Genomic DNA, 18400 nt, shown 5'->3' on the forward strand with positions numbered 1-18400 from the left:
CTTTTTTTATGGCACGTGCCTGAGCCCTGGCGAGACTTGGCGCTATGTGGGAGCCGATTCATCGGCGATCCCGCGGCAGCGGGCACGCTCGACGCAACCTCCAGTCGCGCGGCGAGCACCTATTGCCGATGAATCGGCTCCTACATAGAGCACATCCCAAGGGGGCCGGCGAACCTGTACGGATCGCCAACCGCGCCGCACCATCGTGTTCAGGATTCGGGTACAGTCGCGGCTATGCGTCTAATTGCCATCCTCTTTCTCCTATTGTTCGTGGCCGCCGGCATCGTCTTCGGTGCGCTGAATGCCGATCTCGTGCCGTTCGACCTGGGCTTTGCACGGATGTCCCTGCCCAAGGGTGGCGCGATGCTGGCCGCGGTCCTGGTGGGTTGGGTTCTCGGCGGCATCACCGCCTGGCTCGGCACCTCGTTCGCCCAGCGGCGCAAGCGTCGTGGCGAACGCGGCGATCGCAAGGTAAACAACGCGACGACCGCATGAATCCGATCTGGTTGCTGGCGCTCGTACCCCCGTTGGCGTTTGCCTGCGGCTGGTGGTTGGCCCGTCGCACGCACACGCGGCGTTCCGGCGAACGGGTGAACGCGCTTTCCTCCGACTACTTCCGGGGCCTCAACTACCTCCTCAACGAGGAGCAGGACAAGGCGCTCGAGGTGTTTCTGCGTCTGGCCGAATACAACCGGGATACGGTCGAGACCCATCTCGCCCTGGGCAACCTGTTTCGCAAGCGCGGCGAGGTGGATCGGGCCATCCGCCTGCACCAGCACCTGGTGTCCCGCCAGGGCCTGTCCGATGAAATGAAGACGGTCGCCCTGCTCGAGCTGGGTGAGGACTACATGCGCGCCGGTCTGCTGGACCGCGCCGAGACGCTGTTCTCCGACCTCGTCGCCATGGACGCGCTGGCGCCTTCCGCGCTGCGCCATCTCATCTCGATCTACCAGCACGAACGTGAATGGCATAAGGCCATCGACCACGCGCGCCGACTCGAAGCGATGAACAGCGAAGACGAGTCACCGATGATCGCGCAGTTCTATTGCGAGCTGGCCGAGCAGTCGCGACAGCACGGCGCCCGCACCGAAGCGCGCGACTATGTCCGCGAAGCCTTCGTATGCCAGCAGGACTGTGTACGCGCGCATATGATTGCCGGACGTCTGTCTGCCGAAGACGACGACATGGCCGCGGCCATCGACTCCTACGAAGCGGCCATTGCCGCCGACATCGCCTTCGTGCCGGAAATCCTTCCGCCCCTGCTCAATTGCTACGCCCGTTCGCAACAGATGGATCGCGCCGAAACCTTCCTGCGCGAGATCATGGAGCGCTATCACGGTATTTCGCCCGTACTGGCCCTGACCCGGCTGTACGAAGGCAGGGACGGCGAGCGCACGGCCATCGACTTCCTGACAGGGCAGCTGCGCAAGCGGCCGTCGGTGCGCGGCCTCATGGCGCTCATCGACGCCACCATGGACAAGGTCTCGGGCGAGGCGCGCGAGAACTACCTGATCCTGCGTGACCTGACCCGCAAGCTCCTCGAGGGGCAGGCCATGTACCGCTGCAGCCGTTGCGGTTTCGGCGCCAAGGCGCATCACTGGCAGTGCCCGAGCTGCAAGAACTGGGGCACGGTGCGGCCGATCCACGGTGTCGCCAACGAATGACGCCCATGCTCGCCAGCCCCGCTTCCCTGATCGTCGGCAGCGCCGTGCTGTCGTTCGTCGTTTCCTTCGCCAGCGTGCGTGTGGCGATGGCTTACGCGCAGCGACGAGGGATGCTCGACGCCCCCGGACACCGCCGCTCGCATAGCATGCCCACGCCACGCGGCGGCGGCATCGGCATCGTGATCGGGATGCTGGTGGGAGCGCCTTCGGCGTTGCTGCTTCTTCCTGTCTCACCTGGCGCTGCGACGACGGCGGCCTTCAGCCTCGCGGTCATCGCGGTGGCGGCGATCGGCTGGCTCGACGACCACGGATCGCTGCCGATCCGGCCCCGTCTGCTCATCCAGGTGGGCGCGACCTTTCTGTTGTGCCTCGCCGTGGCGGCGCTCACCTCGAGCCTGCTCTGGGCCATGCCCTTATTGGTCGCCGGTGTCTGGTGCATCAACCTGCACAATTTCATGGATGGCATCGACGCCCTGGCCGCCCAGCAGGCCATGTTCTTCGGCGCGGCTTACGCGGCCCTGGCCTGGTCCGCCGGCAGCCCGGCCCTCGCCGGTGCGGGCCTGGCGCTGCTGGGTGCGGCCGCAGGATTCTGGTGGTTCAACCGGTCGCCGGCGCGGATCTTCATGGGCGACGTGGGCAGCGCCACCGTCGGTCTGATCGTTTTCGCCCTGTCGGCGATGTTGTGGGCATTTCGCACGAACTTGCTGTGGCCTGCGCTGATTTTCTCGTCGGCCTTCGTCGTCGACGCAACCTTGACGCTGCTCGTGCGAATGCTGCGTGGTGCACGCTGGTACACTCCGCATCGCGAGCATCTGTACCAGTGGCTCGTGAGGCGGGGTGCATCGCACCGAAGGGTAGCCCTGGGGTACTTCGCATGGAACGTGGTCGTCTGCGTTCCTGTCGCATGGATGGCGTTCCGCTGGCCGGCGGCAGCACCCGTGTGCTTCGGGGCGACCTACCTGCTGGGGGCAGCGGTCTGGCGTACTGGCAAGCGTTACGGCTTGCGTCGAAGGGAGCGACATGTTTCTGCGTAAGTTCATCGGCATCATCCATCCACGTACGGCGGTCGTCGCGCACGATCTCGCCATGGCGGCTCTCGCGTGGTGGATAGCCAAGACGCTCCGTTACGCGCTCATGCCGGACCTCGCACCGGTGACCTACCTGCCGATGGAGTTCCCCATCGTCCTGCTGGTGCAGGGCGCGGTGTTCAACTGGACCGGCCTGTACAAGGGCGTCTGGCGCTTCGCCAGCCTTCCCGATCTCTGGAACATCATTCGCGCCACGGTCATCGGCGCACTGATCATCGGCCTGGCCATGGTCATGTATGCGCGACTGGACGGCGTACCCCGGTCGGTCCTGCTGGTCTACCCGGTGGTGTTGGTGGTGTTGCTCGGCCTGCCGCGTCTTAGCTACCGGTTCTGGAAGGACAGCCGCATCGACCTGTTCCAGTCGGCGCCGACCAAGCGCGTGCTGATCGTCGGCGCCGACCGCGCCGGCGAAGCCCTTTCGCGCGACCTTCGCCGCGACAGCCGCTACAGCGTCATCGGTTTCGTCGACGACAACATGGCCTTGCGTGGCGCGCAGATCGGCGGCATTCCCGTGCTTGGTACCGTGGACCAGCTGGCCGAACTGTCCAAGGCCGTGGCGGTGCAGATGTTGCTCATCGCCGTGCCGGGTGCCACGACCGCGCAGATGCGCCGCATCGTCGCCTTCTGCGAAAGCACGGGGCTGCCTTTCCGCACTGTGCCGCGCCTGGAAGATGTCGTCGCCGGACGCGCCCAGTTCAACGAGATCAAGGAAGTGGCGATCGAGGACCTTCTCGGCCGCGACGCGGTGGAACTCGATTGGACCGCCATCCGCGAAAACATCAGCGGCCGCCGCGTGCTGGTCACCGGCGGTGGCGGTTCGATCGGTTCGGAGCTTTGCCGTCAGGTCGCGCGCCTCGGCGCGAGTTCGCTGACCGTGGTGGAGATGTCCGAGTACAACCTGTACCGCATCGGCCAGGAGCTGACTTCGGCCTATCCGGAGCTGATCTTCAACGGCGTGCTCGCCGATGCGCGCGAGACGGTGGCGGTCAACCGCCTGTTCGAGGAAACCCAGCCGCAGATCGTCTTCCACGCTTCCGCGTACAAGCACGTGCCGATGCTTCAGGGCCAGCTGCGCGAAGCGTTCCGCAACAACGTCATGGGCACGCGCGTGGTCGCCAACGCGGCCGTGCGCTGCGGTGTCGAGTCCTTCGTTCTGATTTCAACCGACAAGGCCGTCAACCCGACCTCGGTCATGGGGGCCTGCAAGCGCATGGCCGAGATCTGGTGCCAGAACCTCGCCGCGCATACGTCTACACGTTTCATCACCGTTCGTTTCGGTAATGTGCTCGACTCCGCCGGCTCGGTGGTCCCCTTGTTCCGCCGGCAGATCCGTCAGGGCGGTCCATTGACGATCACCCATCCGGAAATTTCGCGCTACTTCATGACCATTCCCGAGGCCTGCCAGTTGATCCTGCAGGCGGCGAGCCTGGGCAAGGGTGGCGAGATCTTTGCGCTGGACATGGGCGACCCGGTCAAGATCCGCGACCTTGCCGAGCAGATGATCCGTCTGGCTGGCAAGCGTCCGGGTTCGGACATCCAGATCGTCTACACCGGCCTGCGCTCCGGCGAGAAATTGTTCGAAGAACTGTTCCACCCGTTGGAAAACTACACGAGCACCACCCACGCCAAGATCTTCCAGGCTCAGCATCGCCAGGTGTCGTGGGAAATGCTGCAGACCCAGCTGGCTCGCGCCGAAGAGGCCGCGGCCACGTTCGATGAAGACACCCTGCGTCGCTGCGTGTCGCAACTGCTGCCGTCGTTCCGCTGGACCGACGCGCAGGCCGACAACGTCGTGCCGCTACGCCGAAACGAAAACGGAGACATCGCATCATGACCCAACCCCTGCGCAAGGTCGTATTTCCCGTCGCTGGCCTCGGTACGCGCTTCCTTCCGGCGACCAAGGTGGTGGCGAAGGAAATGCTGCCCGTGCTCGATCGTCCGCTCATCCAGTACGCCGTGGACGAAGCCGTCGACGCGGGTGCCGACACGCTGGTGTTCGTCACCAATCGCTACAAGCACGCCATTGCCGATTACTTCGACAAGGCCTACGAGCTGGAAGAAAAACTGGCCGAGAAGAACAAGGAAGAGTTGCTCTCGATCCTGCGTGGCATCCTGCCGCGTCACGTGCGCTGCGTTTTCGTCACCCAGCCCGAAGCCCTCGGCCTCGGCGACGCCGTGTTGCGTGCGGCGCCGGTGATCGGCGACGAGCGCTTCGGCGTCATGCTTCCGGATGACCTGATCTGGAACAAGGGCAAGGGCGCGCTGCGCCAGATGAACGAAGTGGCGGACAAGTACAGCGCCGGCGTCATCGCCGTCGAGGAAGTACCCGAGAAGGACACCGACAAGTACGGCATCGTCGATGCGAAGGACACGCTGGACGATCGCACCTCGGTCATCACCCACATGGTCGAGAAGCCGAAACCGGCCGATGCGCCTTCGACGCTCGCCGTCGTGGGTCGCTATGTGCTGCCATGCGAGATCTTCAACTACCTGCGCAACACGCGCGAAGGCGCCGGCGGCGAGATCCAGCTGACCGACGCTATCGAAGACCTGCTCAAGGACAAGGGCAAGGTGCTGGCCTATCGCTTCGAAGGCACGCGCTTCGATTGCGGCAACAAGGCCGGGCTCGTCCGCGCGACCATGGCGATGGCCATGGAAGATCCGAAGCTCGCCCCGATCGTCCGCGAGTTCGCCAACAAGGCGTAAGGGTAGGCGGCTCCACAGGAAGCAAAGAGGGTCCGCATGTGTGCGGACCCTTTCTTTATCGACGAACCGGGAGCGTCGGCAGGAACGTTGGCCGCCGGTAGGCGTTGGCTTTTTGCTCGACACCATACGCGATCGCGATCAACGTGGGTTCGCTCCACTTCGCACTGAAGAACACGACGCCCACCGGCAGCTCATGGGCGAAGTCCACCGGCAGGGTGATCGATGGATAGCCGGAGATCGCCGCCGGCGCGGAGACGCCGCCGACGGTTGGATCGCCGCTGACCACGTGATCGCCCAGCACCAGGTCGTTGACGAACGCGGGTCCCCAACTGGGGGCGAGCAGGGCGTCGAGGTGATCCCTGGCCAGCGCCGCGTCGATACCCTCGGGCCCGGCGAGCCGCTGATTGCGATCGCGGATCTCGATGTATGTCGGATCGGCGAGATCGGCTTTCGCCTGCGCCTGCAAGAACAGCTCCTGGCCGAACCAGGGCATCTCCTTCGAAGCTTCGCGCGTGTTGAAGGCGATGAGGTCGGCGAGCGTCTTCATCGGCTGATCGGGGCGGCCCGCCAGGTAGGCGTCGATATCGTGCTTGAACTCGTACAGCAGCACGTCGAGCTCGTGCTCGCCCAGTTCCTTCAAATGCGGAATCTCCACCGGATCGACGACGGTCGCACCCTGGGCCTTGAGGATCGCGATCGTCTTTTCCAGTGCGCGATCCGCATTGGGTTCGATGCCGGCGAGCGCTCTCACCACTCCGATACGCTTGCCGCGCAGGGCATTCGGATCGAGGAACTTCGTGTAATCGGTGGCGTGCTTGTCCGCGTCTTTGGTCGCCGGATCGCGAGGATCACTGCCGGCGATCGCGCTGAGCACGGTCGCCGCATCGGCGACACTGCGCGCCATGGGGCCTGCGGTGTCCTGGCTGTGCGAGATGGGGATGATGCCCGTACGGCTGACCAGTCCGACCGTGGGCTTGATGCCGACCAGCCCCGTCATCGAGGCAGGGCAGATGATCGATCCATCGGTCTCGCTGCCGATCGCCACGGTGGCGAGGCCGGCGGCGACCGCCGAACCGGAGCCGGCGCTGGAACCGCAGGCGTTGCGGTCGAGCACATAGGGATTCACGGTGAGCCCGCCGCGTCCTGTCCAACCACTCGTCGCGTGGTTGCTGCGCATGTTGGCCCATTCGCTGAGGTTGGTCTTGCCGAGGATCACGGCGCCGGCCTTGCGCAGCTTCGCGGCGACCGTCGAGTCGCGTGGCGCGGGCTTGCCGACGAGCGCGAGCGAACCTGCCGTCGTCTGCATGCGGTCGCCGGTGTCGATATTGTCCTTGAGCAGGATGGGGATGCCGGCGAGCGACCCGGTCTTGCCTGCCTTGCGTGCGATGGCGAGGGCGTCGGGATTGGTTTCGAGCACCGCGTTGACTGTCGGCCCTGCCTTGTCGATCCTGGCGATGCGCGAGAGGAAGAGGGTGGTCAGGCCTTCGGGCGTCAGTGCACCCGACGCGTATGCCTGACGAATCGTCGCAATCGATGCGAAGGCATCGTCGTCGTTCGCATCGCGCGCCTGCACGACGCCAGTGGACAACGTGGCGGCGAGGGCCAGCGTCAGTGCGGCCGGCTTGATCCATACATGCTGCATATGTCTTTTCCCCCTGGCGGTGTCGTAGCGACTGCATGCAATCTACCGCATACCCGCGCGTGGCTATACTGTCCGCAAGCCTCGCCCACGAAACGCCAGGGAGTGCCACATGCGTCGTCTCTTCCGCCGGCTGGCCGTCATCGCCGCCGCGTTCTGTGCCATGCAGGCCCTGGCCGCGGATACGCCTCCGGTTCCCGACACGTTGTTGCAGCGCATCGCGGCCTGCACCAGCTGCCACGGTGAGCATGGCGAAGGCGGGAGCAACGGCTTCAATCCGCGGCTGGCCGGCAAGCCGGCGGGTTATCTCCACCGACAGATGCAGGACTTCCAGCGCGGCCTGCGGCACTACCCGATCATGGAATACACGGTGGGACCGCTCACCGACGACTACATGCGGGAGATCGCCGAGTACTTCTCCTCGCAAGACGTCCCCTACACCCTGCACGATGTCCCCGCGACCTCGCCGGCGGCGATGACCCGCGCCGAGCAACTGGTCAGCAAGGGTGACGCGGCACGTGGCATTCCGCCTTGCATGGCGTGTCATGGTTCGAACCTCACCGGAGTCCAGCCCGACATCCCCGGACTGGTCGGCCTGCCGTACGACTACATCAGCGCACAGCTCGGTTCCTGGCGCACGAATACGCGCAACACCGTCGCGCCGGATTGCATGAAAACCATTGTCGGTCGCCTCAGCGATGCCGACATCAGCGCCGTCTCGGCGTGGCTCGCCCAGCGGCCGGTACCCGCCGATGCGCATGCGGAGCCGGAGGGCAGCCTCAAGCCGCCCCTGCATTGCGGCGTACTGGGGAGCGGCACATGAAGCGTCTCCTTCGTTTCTTCGGCATGCTGGCACTGGCCGGCATGGCTTGCGCCGCCCATGCCGACGAGCTGGTCGCCCGCGGGCGCTATCTCACCCTTGCCGGCGATTGCGCCTCCTGCCATACCGCGCGCAATGGGCAGTCGTTCGCGGGCGGTCACGTGGTGCCGACACCGTTCGGCGCGATCATGGCGCCCAACCTCACCGCCGACCGCGAGACCGGTCTGGGCGGCTGGACGGCCGACGATTTCTACCGCGCCATGCATTCGGGCAAGAGCCACGACGACACGTCGCTGTATCCGGCCTTTCCGTTCACCTCGTACACCAAGGTCACGCGGGCGGATACCGATGCGATCTTCGCGTATTTGAAGACCCTTCCGCCGGTGAAGCTTGCCAACACGGAGCCAGCGCTGCGCTGGCCCTACAGCATGCGCTCGCTGCTGGGGTCCTGGCGGATGCTCTACTTCGACGAAGGCGAGTACCGGCCGGATCCGAAGCGGTCGCCCGCATGGAACCGCGGTGCCTACCTGGTCCAGGGCCTGGGCCATTGCAACGAGTGCCACTCCGGTCGCAATACCTTCGGCGCGATGGTCACCGAGCCATTTCTTCCCGGCGGGCTCATACCGGTGCAGAACTGGTACGCGCCCGATCTCTCCATGGGCCCGAACGGTGGACTCAGCGGATGGAGCGAGGCCGATGTCGTCGCATTGTTGAAGACCGGCCGCTCGCGCAAGGGCAGCGCTTTCGGCCCGATGGCCGACGTGGTGATCCAGAGCACGCAGCATCTCGACGACAGCGACCTGGCCGCCATGGCCACGTACCTGAAGTCGCTGCCCGAGCGTCCACCGCCGCGCCAGCGTGAATCCGCCGCCGACGCCGCCGATCTCGCCAAGACGGGGCAGAAGGTCTACGCGGACCAGTGCGCCGGCTGTCATGCCGCCGATGGCCGCGGCAAGGGCGAGGCGTATCCACCGCTGGACGGTAACTCCTCCGTCGTCGAGCCGACCGGCATCAATGCCATTCGCATCGTGCTGTCCGGAGGCTTTGCGCCGGCGACGGCGGGTAACCCGCGTCCTTATTCGATGCCACCGTTCTCGCAGACCTTGTCGGACGACGATGCGGCTGCGGTGGTCACCTATATTCGCCAGGCCTGGTCGAACAAGGCGCCCTCGGTGTCGCCGAACGACGTGCGCGCTTACCGCTCGATTCCGGGCGGCTGAGCGCGAACTAGGTCGGCCAGTTCCTGCCATATGCCGAGGTTCCACGAGCGCCGTGCCTGGCCGGAAGGCGAGGGCAGCACGAACAGTTGCGTGTTGCCGAACGTGGCTTGCTGCAAGCCATAGGCAAGAGGCTTGCCCAGTGCCGATGACGCACCGTGCTTGCTGGTGAAGGCGAGGATGCGGGGTGCGAAGGTCTCCACTTTCGCGCGCAGCGCGGCAACGTCGAAGGCATCCACGGGTAGTTCGTTGTCGTTGCCGTAGTGGAACTTGGACAGATCGGTGAGGCCGAGGCCGAAGGCCGGCATCGACGGAAATTCCGCGGGTGCGAGCAGGCGCGGCGTGAGGCCGACCGTGAATACCGTGCGCCAGAACATGTTGCCCGGATGCGCGTAGTACGCGTGTTCCCGCGCGGAGCGTGTGCCTGCCGCCGTGCCGCAAAAGACCACCGACAAGCCCGGTTCGAGCACATCGGGCAGGACGAAGGGCTCAGTCATCGAGAAGGAAGTCGGTGTACTGGAAACGTCCGTCGCGCAGCAGCGACTCGCCACGTGCAAGGCGCATGTCGTGTGCGAACAGCGGGCCGCCAAAGCTCAGCGTGTGAAACTCGCCGTTCTCGCCGCACGGATCGACGCCTTGCGGCAAGGCGTCGAGCAGGGCGCCGTCGTAATCGCGGCCGCAGAAACCGGCGTCGAGCTGTGTCGTATCCACACAGCAAAGCGCCGCGCGGTGACCTGCGGTTACGAAGTGGCGCCCAAGGGATGCGGTGTCTTCGCCCCAGAGCGGGTACACCCCGGTCCATCCGCCGATACGCGCAAGCTGTGCGTCCCGGTAAGCCCGTACATCGGCGAGGAAGAGATCGCCAAAAGCGATATGGGCCAGATCCGTCCAGCAGCCCCTTGCCGCGGCGAGGGCGGTCGAGAAGGCTTCCTCGTAGGCGTCGTTGTGGCTCGGCCAGGTCAACACGGCCTCGATCACGGGCAGCCCCAGGGCGGCGCCCTGCGCGGCCAGCACGGAGCGGCGTACGCCGTGCATGGCGATGCGGTCGTGGTTGGCGGTGACCGTGGTCAGCAGGCCGACGACGTGCCACGCCGGGTCGGCACGGAGCCTGCCCAGGGTCATCAGGCAGTCCTTGCCGCCACTCCAGGAAACGATGATCGGGGTTGGCATAGGTGGACTTTACCTCTCTATTGCTGCGCCACAACATAACGTGGACATCCCGGCCGTTAGGCTGGGAACCATGACACCTTCCGACTGGATGCCAGATTTCGCGCATCCGTGGACGCGTTTTGCGTTGATCGTGGTGATCGCGCTGGCCGTCGCGGGTCTCCTTCGCCGTGTGGTGAAGTTCTTGCTGCGCCGCTTCGCCGTGGGACACCCGGCCGGAGCGAGCATGATCGCCCGGGCGAACGCTCCCATGGAAGCCATCGTGCCTTTGGCGATGCTGCTGATCGCGTTCCGCGCGGCGCCGGACGAGCCTGCGACACTCATCGACGCACTCGAACATGCCGTCAGCCTGGGGTTGATCGGCGCCTGTACCTGGTTTGTCGTTCGTTGCATCGGTGCACTCGATGCCACGGTCTCGCGGTTCAACCCGATCGACCTGGAAGACAACCTGCGTGCGCGTCGCGTGCAGACGCAGGCGCGTGTCCTGAGCCGTACCGGCAGCGTCGTCGCGGTGGTGCTCGGCATCGGCGTGGCGCTGATGACGTTTCCGACGGTCCGGCAGTTCGGCGCCAGCCTGCTCGCGTCGGCGGGGTTGGCGGGCCTCGCGGTCGGTCTGGCTGCGAAACCCGTCCTTGGCAATCTCATCGCGGGGCTGCAGATCGCGCTCACCCAGCCGATCCGCCTCGACGACGTCGTCGTGATCGAAGGCGAGTGGGGCAAGATCGAAGAGATCACCAGTACCTACGTCGTCGTACGCATCTGGGACGAGCGGCGCCTCGTCGTGCCACTGCAGTACTTCATCGAGCATCCGTTCCAGAACTGGACGCGCACGAATTCGCAGGTGCTCGGCTCGGCCATGTTGTGGTTCGACTATGGGCTGCCGCTCGATCCGCTGCGCACCGAACTGGAACGACTGTGCAAGCAGGCGCCGGAATGGGACGGCCGCGTCTGCGTGCTGCAGGTGGTCGACACCAACGACAAGGCGATGCAGTTGCGCGCGCTGGTGAGTTCGTCCAACTCGAGCAAGTCGTGGGATCTTCGCTGCAAGGTGCGCGAAGGGCTGATCGCCTTTGTGCAGCGCGAATACGGCGGTTTCCTGCCGCGATTGCGTGGCCGCTTCGAATACGACGTCGATTCACCGGCTGTGGGAGCCGATTCACCGGCTGTGAAGGCTGATTCATCGGCTGTGGGAGCCGATTCATCGGCGATCCCGCGGCAGCGGGCCAGGTCGCTGTAAACGCCTGTCGCCGCTGAAGCGGCTCCCACACAAGGCGGAAACATCCAACCCGCAGATCATAAAAAAAAGGGTCCGGCGTGAGCCGGACCCTTTTTTGCTAGCGCCTAACGCTACCTGGACAAATCAACCGCGCGAAGCCTTCTTGCGGTCGTTTTCGGTCAGGTGCTTCTTGCGCATGCGGATTTCCTTCGGGGTGACTTCGACCAGCTCGTCGTCGTCGATGAAGTCCAGGGCCTGCTCCAGCGTGAACTTGGTGGCCGGGGTCAGCTGGATCGCATCGTCCTTACCGGAGGCGCGCATGTTGGTCAGCGGCTTCGGCTTGATCGCGTTGACGGTGAGGTCGTTGTCCTTCGCGTGAATGCCGATGAGCTGGCCTTCATACACGGAGTCGCCTTCGGCGGCGAACAGCTTGCCGCGGTCCTGGAGGGGCCCGAGAGAGTAGGCCGGGGTGGTGCCGCCGGCGTTCGCGATCATGACGCCGTTCTGGCGCTTGGCGATCGGCGCCGGGGTGTACGGACCGTATTGCTTGAACACGTGGAACAGCAGGCCCGAACCCTGGGTCAGGGTCTTGAACTGGTTCTGGAAGCCGATGAGGCCACGTGCCGGGATCTCGTACTCGAGCCGCACGCGACCGTTGCCGTCGGACACCATGTTCTTCAGGTCGCCCTTGCGGATGCCGAGGCGCTCCATGACGCCACCCTGGTGGACTTCCTCGATATCGATCACCAGTTCTTCGATCGGCTCCATCTTCTGGCCGTCGATTTCCTTGAGGATGACTTCCGGGCGCGACACGGCCAGCTCGTAGCCTTCGCGGCGCATATTCTCGATCAGCACCGACAGGTGCAGCTCGCCGCGGCCCGAGACCAGGAACTTGTCGGCATCGGAACCGTCTTCGACGCGAAGGGCGACGTTGTGCACCTTCTCGCGGTCGAGACGCTCGCGCAGCTGACGGCTGGTGAGGAACTTGCCGCCCGACAGGTCCTTGTTGCCGACGAACGGCGAATTGTTGACCTGGAAGGTCATGCTGATCATCGGCTCGTCGACGCTCAGCGCTGGCAGCGCTTCCGGCGTATCCGGCGAGGTGAGGGTATCGGAGATGGTCAGGTCGGGGATACCCGAGATGGCGACGATGTCACCTGCCTCGGCGGAGTCCTGCTCGATGCGCTCGAGGCCGAGGAAGCCGAGCACCTGCGCGACCTTGCCCTGGCGCTTCTTGCCTTCACGGTCGATCACGGCGACCTGCATGCCCTTCTTCAGGGTGCCGCGCTGCACGCGGCCGATGCCGATGACGCCGACGAAGTTGTTGTAGTCCAGCTGGCTGATGCGCATCTGGAAGGGGCCTTCCGGATCGACGTCCGGTTTCGGCGCGTGCTTCATGATCGCTTCGTAGAGCGGGGTCATGTCGCCTTCGCGGACGCTATCCTCGAGCGAGGCGTAGCCACCGAGGGCCGATGCGTAAACGATGGGGAAATCGAGTTGCTCGTTGGTCGCACCGAGCTTGTCGAAGAGGTCGAACACCGCGTCGACGACCCACTGGGGGCGTGCAGCTGGACGGTCGATCTTGTTGATGACCACGATCGGCCTGAAGCCCATCGCGAACGCCTTCTGGGTCACGAAGCGCGTCTGCGGCATCGGGCCGTCCATCGCGTCGACCAGGATCAGCACGGTGTCGACCATCGACAGCACGCGCTCGACTTCGCCACCGAAGTCGGCATGTCCCGGGGTGTCGACGATGTTGATGCGGTTCTTCACACCCGTCTTCTTGTCTTCCCAGGTGATGGCCGTGTTCTTGGCCAGGATCGTGATGCCACGCTCCTTTTCCTGGTCGTTCGAATCCATGACGCGCTCGGCGAGCACGGTGCGCTCATTGAGCGTGCCGGACTGCTTCAGAAGCTGGTCGACGAGGGTGGTCTTGCCATGGTCGACGTGAGCGACGATGGCGATATTGCGCAGGAATTCGATCGACATGCGGTATGCGCCGGCGTAAAGCCGGATCGCCTCTTTGGTTTGGGAAGCCGCCGATTATAAAGGAAAAGAACGACTTTCGCATGACGGGCGAGGTCCGCCTCGATCGGACCCCGCCCGTAGCGCTTTTCAGGGCGAGATCGGCTCGTCCCGGCAGCTCTGGGGCAGGTTCTTGGCGTCGATGCCGTCGGCCGAACAGGTCCAGGTGATGGTCTTGCCATCCACTTTCGGGGTCAGGATCAACTGGCCGGAATCCAGCTTGGGGTCGGTCTTGTGCGGCGGCGTGGTATCGAGGGTCACCACGATCTCGCCGCCCTGGCCGACCTCGACCGAGCCCGCGTACTCGTTGCCCAGCGTCTCCGGCTTGCCCAGTCCGGCCGCCGCATTGTTCGCCGGGAACTTGCCCGTCGCCAGGCGGCGCTCGGTCACGGCAACCTTGGCGGGGTCGGCTGCCATCAAGGCGGACGAGACCTGGCTGCGGAGGACGTACTGCTGGTATTGGGGGATGGCGATGGCGGCCAGGATCGCGGTCGTGCCGAGCGCACCGGCCGAACCCATCTGGCCCACGAGCTCCATCGGGCTCTGCTCGTAGGTGAAGGAGATGGACAGGGTGTCGGTGTCCGCTTCGATCGCCGCGCCGACCACGCCTTTCTCGGGCAAGCCGAGCGTATGGGCCGCCGGGAGGCGGGCGATGTCGAGATCGGTCCCGGCCATGCCACCCATCATCTGCAGGATTTCGATGTACGTGTAGTAGGCGTCTCGCTGGGCGTCCCGGCTGTTGGCCGTGTACCCCATCAACACCTGCGAGCCTGGATAGGCGCGGCCCTTGAACCAGTCCTCGAGCGAGGTATCCGGCTTGGCGGCGGCGCGGTCGGCCAGCGCCTGGGGAATCTTGGCCAGGACGATCCAGTCGCCTTCCTCGACCCAATACATGCGGCTGCCGAAACGCCGCATCAGGGTCATGAAGGGGACCAGGGCCTGTTGTTCGGGATGGTCGACGTCCGGCTCGTACGGCGCGCCTGGCATGAACAGCCAGTGCACCTTCGCGTCGTCGACGGTCATCTCGCCGGTGCGCCAGCGACCCGCCTTGGTCATCTCGTCGATACGCGCATGCCAGGCTTTGAGGTCGCGGGCGCGAATGGCGACGAACTGGCCGGCGTCATCGGCGAAGACGATGGATTCGGGACCCATCCACTTCGTGTAGTCGGCGACGTCGAAACCGTACGTCGCCCGCATCTTCGCCAGGCCGTCGCGAATCGTCTTCGCGCGGTCGGCGCCGAAGTCGAGGTTGAGGTTGTCCTCGAACGCTTTGTATCCCTCGGCGTTGGGCAGTGCAAAGGTCATCGCCCAGCGCGGCTCGCCCGCGCTCTTGACGGTCGGCGCGAACGAGCGCGGCGCCGCGTACTGGAGCACCCGGGCCTGCGGCGAATGCACGACCATGCGGAACTGGCCGTGGCCGTCCACCGTGCCACTGCCGAAGGCGAAGGCATCGGCCTTCGACGCGAAGTCCGTGGGCAGTTTGCCCAGCGGCGATTCCCCTGCCTGGTTCGCGGCGACCGCGCCAATGCCACGGATGGTCGCCCAGCCGAACAGGCCTTCACCCGAGGTATCGATATGCGCTTCGAGCGCGCTGAGCGTGGCCGGTGCGGTGGTCACGGAAGACTTGGCGAACGTCGCAATCAGTTCGTCGATCGTGTGCCCGTCGCTGGGCTGCTGCATCGACTGGGTGACCCACAGGCGATGCTCGGCCACGACGTAGCGGACGCTACCGCCGGAGGCGAGCTTGCCATTGCCCTGCGCATCGAGCGGCGCCACCAGCAGCGGCGCGTCGAGCGACGCCAGGCGCGCGTTGAACGCGGCGACGGAATCGAACGAAAAGGCGCCGGTCGCTACCAGCCGCGAGGTCGGCGACGGGATACCCAGTGGATCGAGGAGGACGACCTCGAGCGGCGAACGCAGGTCGCCCAGCAAGAGGTTCAGGGCCGGACCGATCTTCGCGTCGGCCAGCACTTTGTCCTTGGCGATGGTCTCGCGCAGCTTCGCCACGGCATCGAGGTTCGCCTTCGCGGAGAGGGCGGTATCGAGCGGTCGGCCACTCGGCACGCCACCGATCACGGCCCAGGGCGATGGCAACCGCAGGTAGGCCACGGCCTGGGCGGGCAGGTGCTGGCGCAGCCATGCCGGCGACGAAATCGCGGCTTGCGCGGCGGCGACGGCCTTCGGATCGGCGGTGGGCGCTTCGTCTTTCTTGTGGCAGGCGGCGAGTCCGAGGGCCGCGGCGATCGCGGCGGACAGCAGTACGGTACGGCGGGCAATCATTGCTCTATATCCCCTTGGGTTCCTCCGGCTCCTGCCGGGAATCGGAGGATAGCAGCGCCCGCGAACCGCCGATCACCGTGAGGACCGACTTGCCATCGGCCATCCATTCACGCATGGTCTGCCGCATGCCAGTCAACGACACTTTCGGCGACGTACGCATCACCACGCACCGCGACAACGACGACCTGCTGAGTGCCGGACTCGGGCTGCGTGGCCTGGCGGGCACCGCGACGCGCTTCGTCCAGCCAGCCTCGCCGACGCCCGAAGAACTGCGCCGGCGCGCCATCCAGTCCAGCTGGAAGGGCATCGCGGACCTGGGTCCGCGCGGCGGCTTCGGTAGCGTTTACGGCAGCATCCCGCACGTTCCCGGTCGGGAATTCACCAGCTTTGCCTACTTGCCGGGTGCGCGCGCCTCGCATCGCGTTCTGCTGCAGGTGCCCGACGAGTTCGATCACGAGCGACGCTGCCTCGTAGTGACTGCTTCGTCCGGTTCGCGTGGCATCTACGGTTCCATCGCCGTGGCGGGCGGCTGGGGCCTGCCGCGTGGCTGCGCCGTCGCCTATACGGACAAGGCCGGGGGCGCCGGCTATTTCGACCCCGCCGACCGGACGGGCGTGCAGCTCGACGGAACACGCGTCAGGGCGGGATCGGCACCCCTCGAGTTCGAACCGCAAGGTCTGGCGGCGGATGCCGGTATCGCAGTGAAGCACGCGCATTCGGGCGATAACCCCGAGGCGGACTGGGGGCGCCACGTCCTGCAGGCGGCGCGCTTCGGCCTGGCGATGCTCGATCGCGCCTTTCCCCACGAGGCACCCTTCACCGCACAGAACACGACGATCATCGCCACAGGGCTTTCTAACGGCGGTGGCGCGGTGTTACGTGCCGCGGGAGACGACAAGGACGGCATGCTCGCCGCCGTCGTCGCGATGGAGCCCAATATCCATGTCCGCGGGGGCCGTTCGTTTTACGACTACGCCACCGAGGCAGCCCTGTGGCTGCCGGCCGCCTTATCGGCGCGCCAGTTCGATGACGTGCCTTTCGCCCGGGTCGGCGCCGCCTCGCCGCCGGCCTGGATGCTGCGCGGGGCGGCGCTGCGAGCGCACGGCCGGCTTACCTCCCTGATGCCGGGGGCGCAGGCCGAGGAGGCGCTGGCCATGCTCAGGGCAGGGGGCTGGACCGACGAGGTACTGGCGACGGCCGCGTCGTCGACGTCGCTGGACCTTTGGCGCGCGGTCGCGGTCGCCTACGCGTCGGCTTACCTGAAGCGCGATGCCGCTCATATGCCTGGCGGTTTTTCTTACCGGCTGCAACACGCGGCCGGTGTGGCCGGGCCCATCGATGCCATCGTCCGCGCAGCGTGGTGGGCGGACGGCTCCGGGGTGCCGCCCGGAACGGGCATCTCGCTCGATGGCGGCACGGACCTGTCGCTCGACCCGACGCTCCCGGGCGTGTTGACCTTGCGTGACCTGCAAACCGGCCACGGCGCGGACGCGGATCAATTGCGCGCGGCCGTCGACGCCACGGCGGCGGAGCTCCCTCGCGAAGGCTTGCCGATCCTCATCGTCCACGGCGCCCAGGATGGCCTTATCCCGGTGGCCTTCAGCTCGCAGCCCTATGTGAAGTGGCTGCGCGACGCCGGCCGTACACCGGTGTTCTGGAAGGTGCCCTACGCCCAGCACTTCGACGCCTTCCTGGCGTTTGCCGACTTCGGCGACCGGCATGCGCCGTTGCTGCCCTTCGGTTATGCGGCCCTGGACCGCGCCTGGGCCCATGTCGCCCAGGGCAGGGCGCTGCCCGAGGACGCCGCCGTCCGCGAGACGCGCCCCCGCGGGGCGGGTCCGCTGACCGCCGCAACGCTGTCCCTTCCGCCGAACTGACCGGCCATCACGCTTTCTTGCTTGAACTCTTGGGAAGAGGGCGCCATCTTTGGTGGCCTTGCAGCCCCCCGGAGCCGGTCGCACGAGGCGACTGGACCGAATTTCAACGAGTTACAGGAATTGCGATGACCATCAACGTCACCATGAAGACCAACAAGGGCGATATCCACCTCCGCCTGCACGACGACAAGACCCCGATGACGGTCGCCAACTTCGTGAACCTGGCCAAGCGCGGCTACTACGACGGCAAGACCTTCCACCGCGTGATCGCCGACTTCATGGTCCAGGGCGGCTGCCCCGAGGGTTCGGGCCGTGGCGGTCCGGGCTACAAGTTCGGCGACGAGTTCGACGCCAGCCTCAAGCACGACAAGCCGGGTGTCCTGTCCATGGCCAACGCCGGTCCGGGCACCAACGGCTCGCAGTTCTTCATCACCCATGGTCCGACCCCGTGGCTGGACGGCAAGCACAGCGTGTTCGGCGAAGTAGTGAGCGCGGACGACCAGAAGGTGGTCGACGCCATCCGTCAGGAAGACACCATCGACAAGGTGATCGTCGAGGGCGACGTGGACGCGCTGCTCGAGAAGGAAGCCGCCAACGTCGCCAAGTGGAACGCGGTGCTGGACGCGCGTTAAGCGGCCGGTTTCCCCGCGTTCGAAACGCCGCCTCCGGGCGGCGTTTCCATTTCTGGCCCGCTGCCGCCG

General features: G+C 65.8%; 15 protein-coding genes. 10 read left to right on the forward strand and 5 right to left on the reverse strand.

Going from position 1 to position 18400, the window contains the following annotated elements; genetic code table 11:
- The first annotated feature begins 234 nt into the window (after positions 1–234).
- The 5 genes from VM621_RS06920 to galU are packed head-to-tail and all read left to right on the forward strand — an operon-like array spanning position 235 to position 5458.
- On the forward strand, positions 235–495 hold the full coding sequence (locus VM621_RS06920) for a LapA family protein (RefSeq protein WP_325468236.1): 261 nt from the start codon (positions 235–237) through the stop codon (positions 493–495).
- Positions 492–1664, forward strand: a complete 1173-nt coding sequence (lapB, locus tag VM621_RS06925) for a lipopolysaccharide assembly protein LapB (RefSeq protein ID WP_325468237.1) — start codon at positions 492–494, stop codon at positions 1662–1664. The genes VM621_RS06920 and lapB overlap by 4 nt, the downstream gene beginning before the upstream one ends.
- 5 nt (positions 1665–1669) lie before the next feature.
- Positions 1670–2698 carry a glycosyl transferase family 4 gene (locus VM621_RS06930; protein WP_325468238.1) on the forward strand — a complete coding sequence of 343 codons (1029 nt, stop codon included), beginning with the start codon at positions 1670–1672 and terminating at the stop codon, positions 2696–2698.
- Positions 2685–4586, forward strand: a complete 1902-nt coding sequence (locus VM621_RS06935) for a nucleoside-diphosphate sugar epimerase/dehydratase (RefSeq protein ID WP_325468239.1) — start codon at positions 2685–2687, stop codon at positions 4584–4586. Before VM621_RS06930 ends, VM621_RS06935 begins: the two co-directional genes overlap by 14 nt.
- Positions 4583–5458 carry a UTP--glucose-1-phosphate uridylyltransferase GalU gene (gene galU, locus VM621_RS06940; RefSeq protein ID WP_325468240.1) on the forward strand — a complete coding sequence of 292 codons (876 nt, stop codon included), beginning with the start codon at positions 4583–4585 and terminating at the stop codon, positions 5456–5458. Before VM621_RS06935 ends, galU begins: the two co-directional genes overlap by 4 nt.
- A 55-nt stretch (positions 5459–5513) precedes the next feature.
- Here galU and VM621_RS06945 read toward each other — a convergent pair whose 3' ends face one another.
- Positions 5514–7100 carry an amidase gene (locus tag VM621_RS06945; protein ID WP_325468241.1) on the reverse strand — a complete coding sequence of 529 codons (1587 nt, stop codon included), beginning with the start codon at positions 7098–7100 and terminating at the stop codon, positions 5514–5516.
- 109 nt (positions 7101–7209) lie between these two features.
- On the opposite strand from VM621_RS06945, the gene VM621_RS06950 reads away from it, so the two are divergent.
- Together VM621_RS06950 and VM621_RS06955 are read left to right on the forward strand one after the other, a co-directional pair.
- Positions 7210–7920: a c-type cytochrome gene (locus tag VM621_RS06950; protein WP_325468242.1), complete on the forward strand. Its 711-nt coding sequence runs from the start codon at positions 7210–7212 to the stop codon at positions 7918–7920.
- Positions 7917–9137 carry a cytochrome c gene (locus VM621_RS06955; RefSeq protein ID WP_325468243.1) on the forward strand — a complete coding sequence of 407 codons (1221 nt, stop codon included), beginning with the start codon at positions 7917–7919 and terminating at the stop codon, positions 9135–9137. The genes VM621_RS06950 and VM621_RS06955 overlap by 4 nt, the downstream gene beginning before the upstream one ends.
- Here VM621_RS06955 and VM621_RS06960 read toward each other — a convergent pair.
- Both VM621_RS06960 and VM621_RS06965 read right to left on the reverse strand, forming a co-directional pair.
- Positions 9113–9631, reverse strand: a complete 519-nt coding sequence (locus tag VM621_RS06960; protein ID WP_325468244.1) for a mismatch-specific DNA-glycosylase — start codon at positions 9629–9631, stop codon at positions 9113–9115. The genes VM621_RS06955 and VM621_RS06960 overlap by 25 nt on opposite strands.
- On the reverse strand, positions 9624–10304 hold the full coding sequence (locus VM621_RS06965) for an ATP-binding protein (protein ID WP_325468245.1): 681 nt from the start codon (positions 10302–10304) through the stop codon (positions 9624–9626). The genes VM621_RS06960 and VM621_RS06965 overlap by 8 nt, the downstream gene beginning before the upstream one ends.
- An 88-nt stretch (positions 10305–10392) precedes the next feature.
- On the opposite strand from VM621_RS06965, the gene VM621_RS06970 reads away from it, so the two are divergent.
- Positions 10393–11538 carry a mechanosensitive ion channel family protein gene (locus tag VM621_RS06970; protein ID WP_414674506.1) on the forward strand — a complete coding sequence of 382 codons (1146 nt, stop codon included), beginning with the start codon at positions 10393–10395 and terminating at the stop codon, positions 11536–11538.
- Between the two features lie 123 nt (positions 11539–11661).
- On the opposite strand, the gene typA is transcribed toward VM621_RS06970, so the two are convergent.
- Together typA and VM621_RS06980 are read right to left on the reverse strand one after the other, a co-directional pair.
- Positions 11662–13506 carry a translational GTPase TypA gene (gene typA, locus VM621_RS06975; RefSeq protein WP_325468247.1) on the reverse strand — a complete coding sequence of 615 codons (1845 nt, stop codon included), beginning with the start codon at positions 13504–13506 and terminating at the stop codon, positions 11662–11664.
- Between the two features lie 126 nt (positions 13507–13632).
- Positions 13633–15822, reverse strand: coding sequence for a pilin (locus VM621_RS06980; RefSeq protein ID WP_325468248.1), 2190 nt, complete (start codon positions 15820–15822; stop codon positions 13633–13635).
- A gap of 125 nt (positions 15823–15947) precedes the next feature.
- Between VM621_RS06980 and VM621_RS06985 the strand changes: the two genes are divergently transcribed.
- Both VM621_RS06985 and VM621_RS06990 read left to right on the forward strand, forming a co-directional pair.
- Positions 15948–17699, forward strand: a complete 1752-nt coding sequence (locus VM621_RS06985; protein ID WP_325468249.1) for a 3-hydroxybutyrate oligomer hydrolase family protein — start codon at positions 15948–15950, stop codon at positions 17697–17699.
- Between the two features lie 125 nt (positions 17700–17824).
- Positions 17825–18331, forward strand: a complete 507-nt coding sequence (locus VM621_RS06990; RefSeq protein WP_325468250.1) for a peptidylprolyl isomerase — start codon at positions 17825–17827, stop codon at positions 18329–18331.
- Positions 18332–18400 lie beyond the last annotated feature (69 nt).

Source organism: Luteibacter sp. (assembly GCF_035539195.1).
Lineage (GTDB): Bacteria > Pseudomonadota > Gammaproteobacteria > Xanthomonadales > Rhodanobacteraceae > Luteibacter.

What these genes read in the sequence shown, in the direction of transcription:
- VM621_RS06920 (WP_325468236.1), top strand. Translation starts at nt 235, where the DNA reads ATGCGTCTAATTGCCATCCTCTTTCTCCTATTGTTCGTGGCCGCCGGC.
- lapB (WP_325468237.1), top strand. Translation starts at nt 492, where the DNA reads ATGAATCCGATCTGGTTGCTGGCGCTCGTACCCCCGTTGGCGTTTGCC.
- VM621_RS06930 (WP_325468238.1), top strand. Translation starts at nt 1,670, where the DNA reads ATGCTCGCCAGCCCCGCTTCCCTGATCGTCGGCAGCGCCGTGCTGTCG.
- VM621_RS06935 (WP_325468239.1), top strand. Translation starts at nt 2,685, where the DNA reads ATGTTTCTGCGTAAGTTCATCGGCATCATCCATCCACGTACGGCGGTC.
- galU (WP_325468240.1), top strand. Translation starts at nt 4,583, where the DNA reads ATGACCCAACCCCTGCGCAAGGTCGTATTTCCCGTCGCTGGCCTCGGT.
- VM621_RS06945 (WP_325468241.1), bottom strand. Translation starts at nt 7,100, where the DNA reads ATGCAGCATGTATGGATCAAGCCGGCCGCACTGACGCTGGCCCTCGCC.
- VM621_RS06950 (WP_325468242.1), top strand. Translation starts at nt 7,210, where the DNA reads ATGCGTCGTCTCTTCCGCCGGCTGGCCGTCATCGCCGCCGCGTTCTGT.
- VM621_RS06955 (WP_325468243.1), top strand. Translation starts at nt 7,917, where the DNA reads ATGAAGCGTCTCCTTCGTTTCTTCGGCATGCTGGCACTGGCCGGCATG.
- VM621_RS06960 (WP_325468244.1), bottom strand. Translation starts at nt 9,631, where the DNA reads ATGACTGAGCCCTTCGTCCTGCCCGATGTGCTCGAACCGGGCTTGTCG.
- VM621_RS06965 (WP_325468245.1), bottom strand. Translation starts at nt 10,304, where the DNA reads ATGCCAACCCCGATCATCGTTTCCTGGAGTGGCGGCAAGGACTGCCTG.
- VM621_RS06970 (WP_414674506.1), top strand. Translation starts at nt 10,393, where the DNA reads ATGCCAGATTTCGCGCATCCGTGGACGCGTTTTGCGTTGATCGTGGTG.
- typA (WP_325468247.1), bottom strand. Translation starts at nt 13,506, where the DNA reads ATGTCGATCGAATTCCTGCGCAATATCGCCATCGTCGCTCACGTCGAC.
- VM621_RS06980 (WP_325468248.1), bottom strand. Translation starts at nt 15,822, where the DNA reads ATGATTGCCCGCCGTACCGTACTGCTGTCCGCCGCGATCGCCGCGGCC.
- VM621_RS06985 (WP_325468249.1), top strand. Translation starts at nt 15,948, where the DNA reads ATGCCAGTCAACGACACTTTCGGCGACGTACGCATCACCACGCACCGC.
- VM621_RS06990 (WP_325468250.1), top strand. Translation starts at nt 17,825, where the DNA reads ATGACCATCAACGTCACCATGAAGACCAACAAGGGCGATATCCACCTC.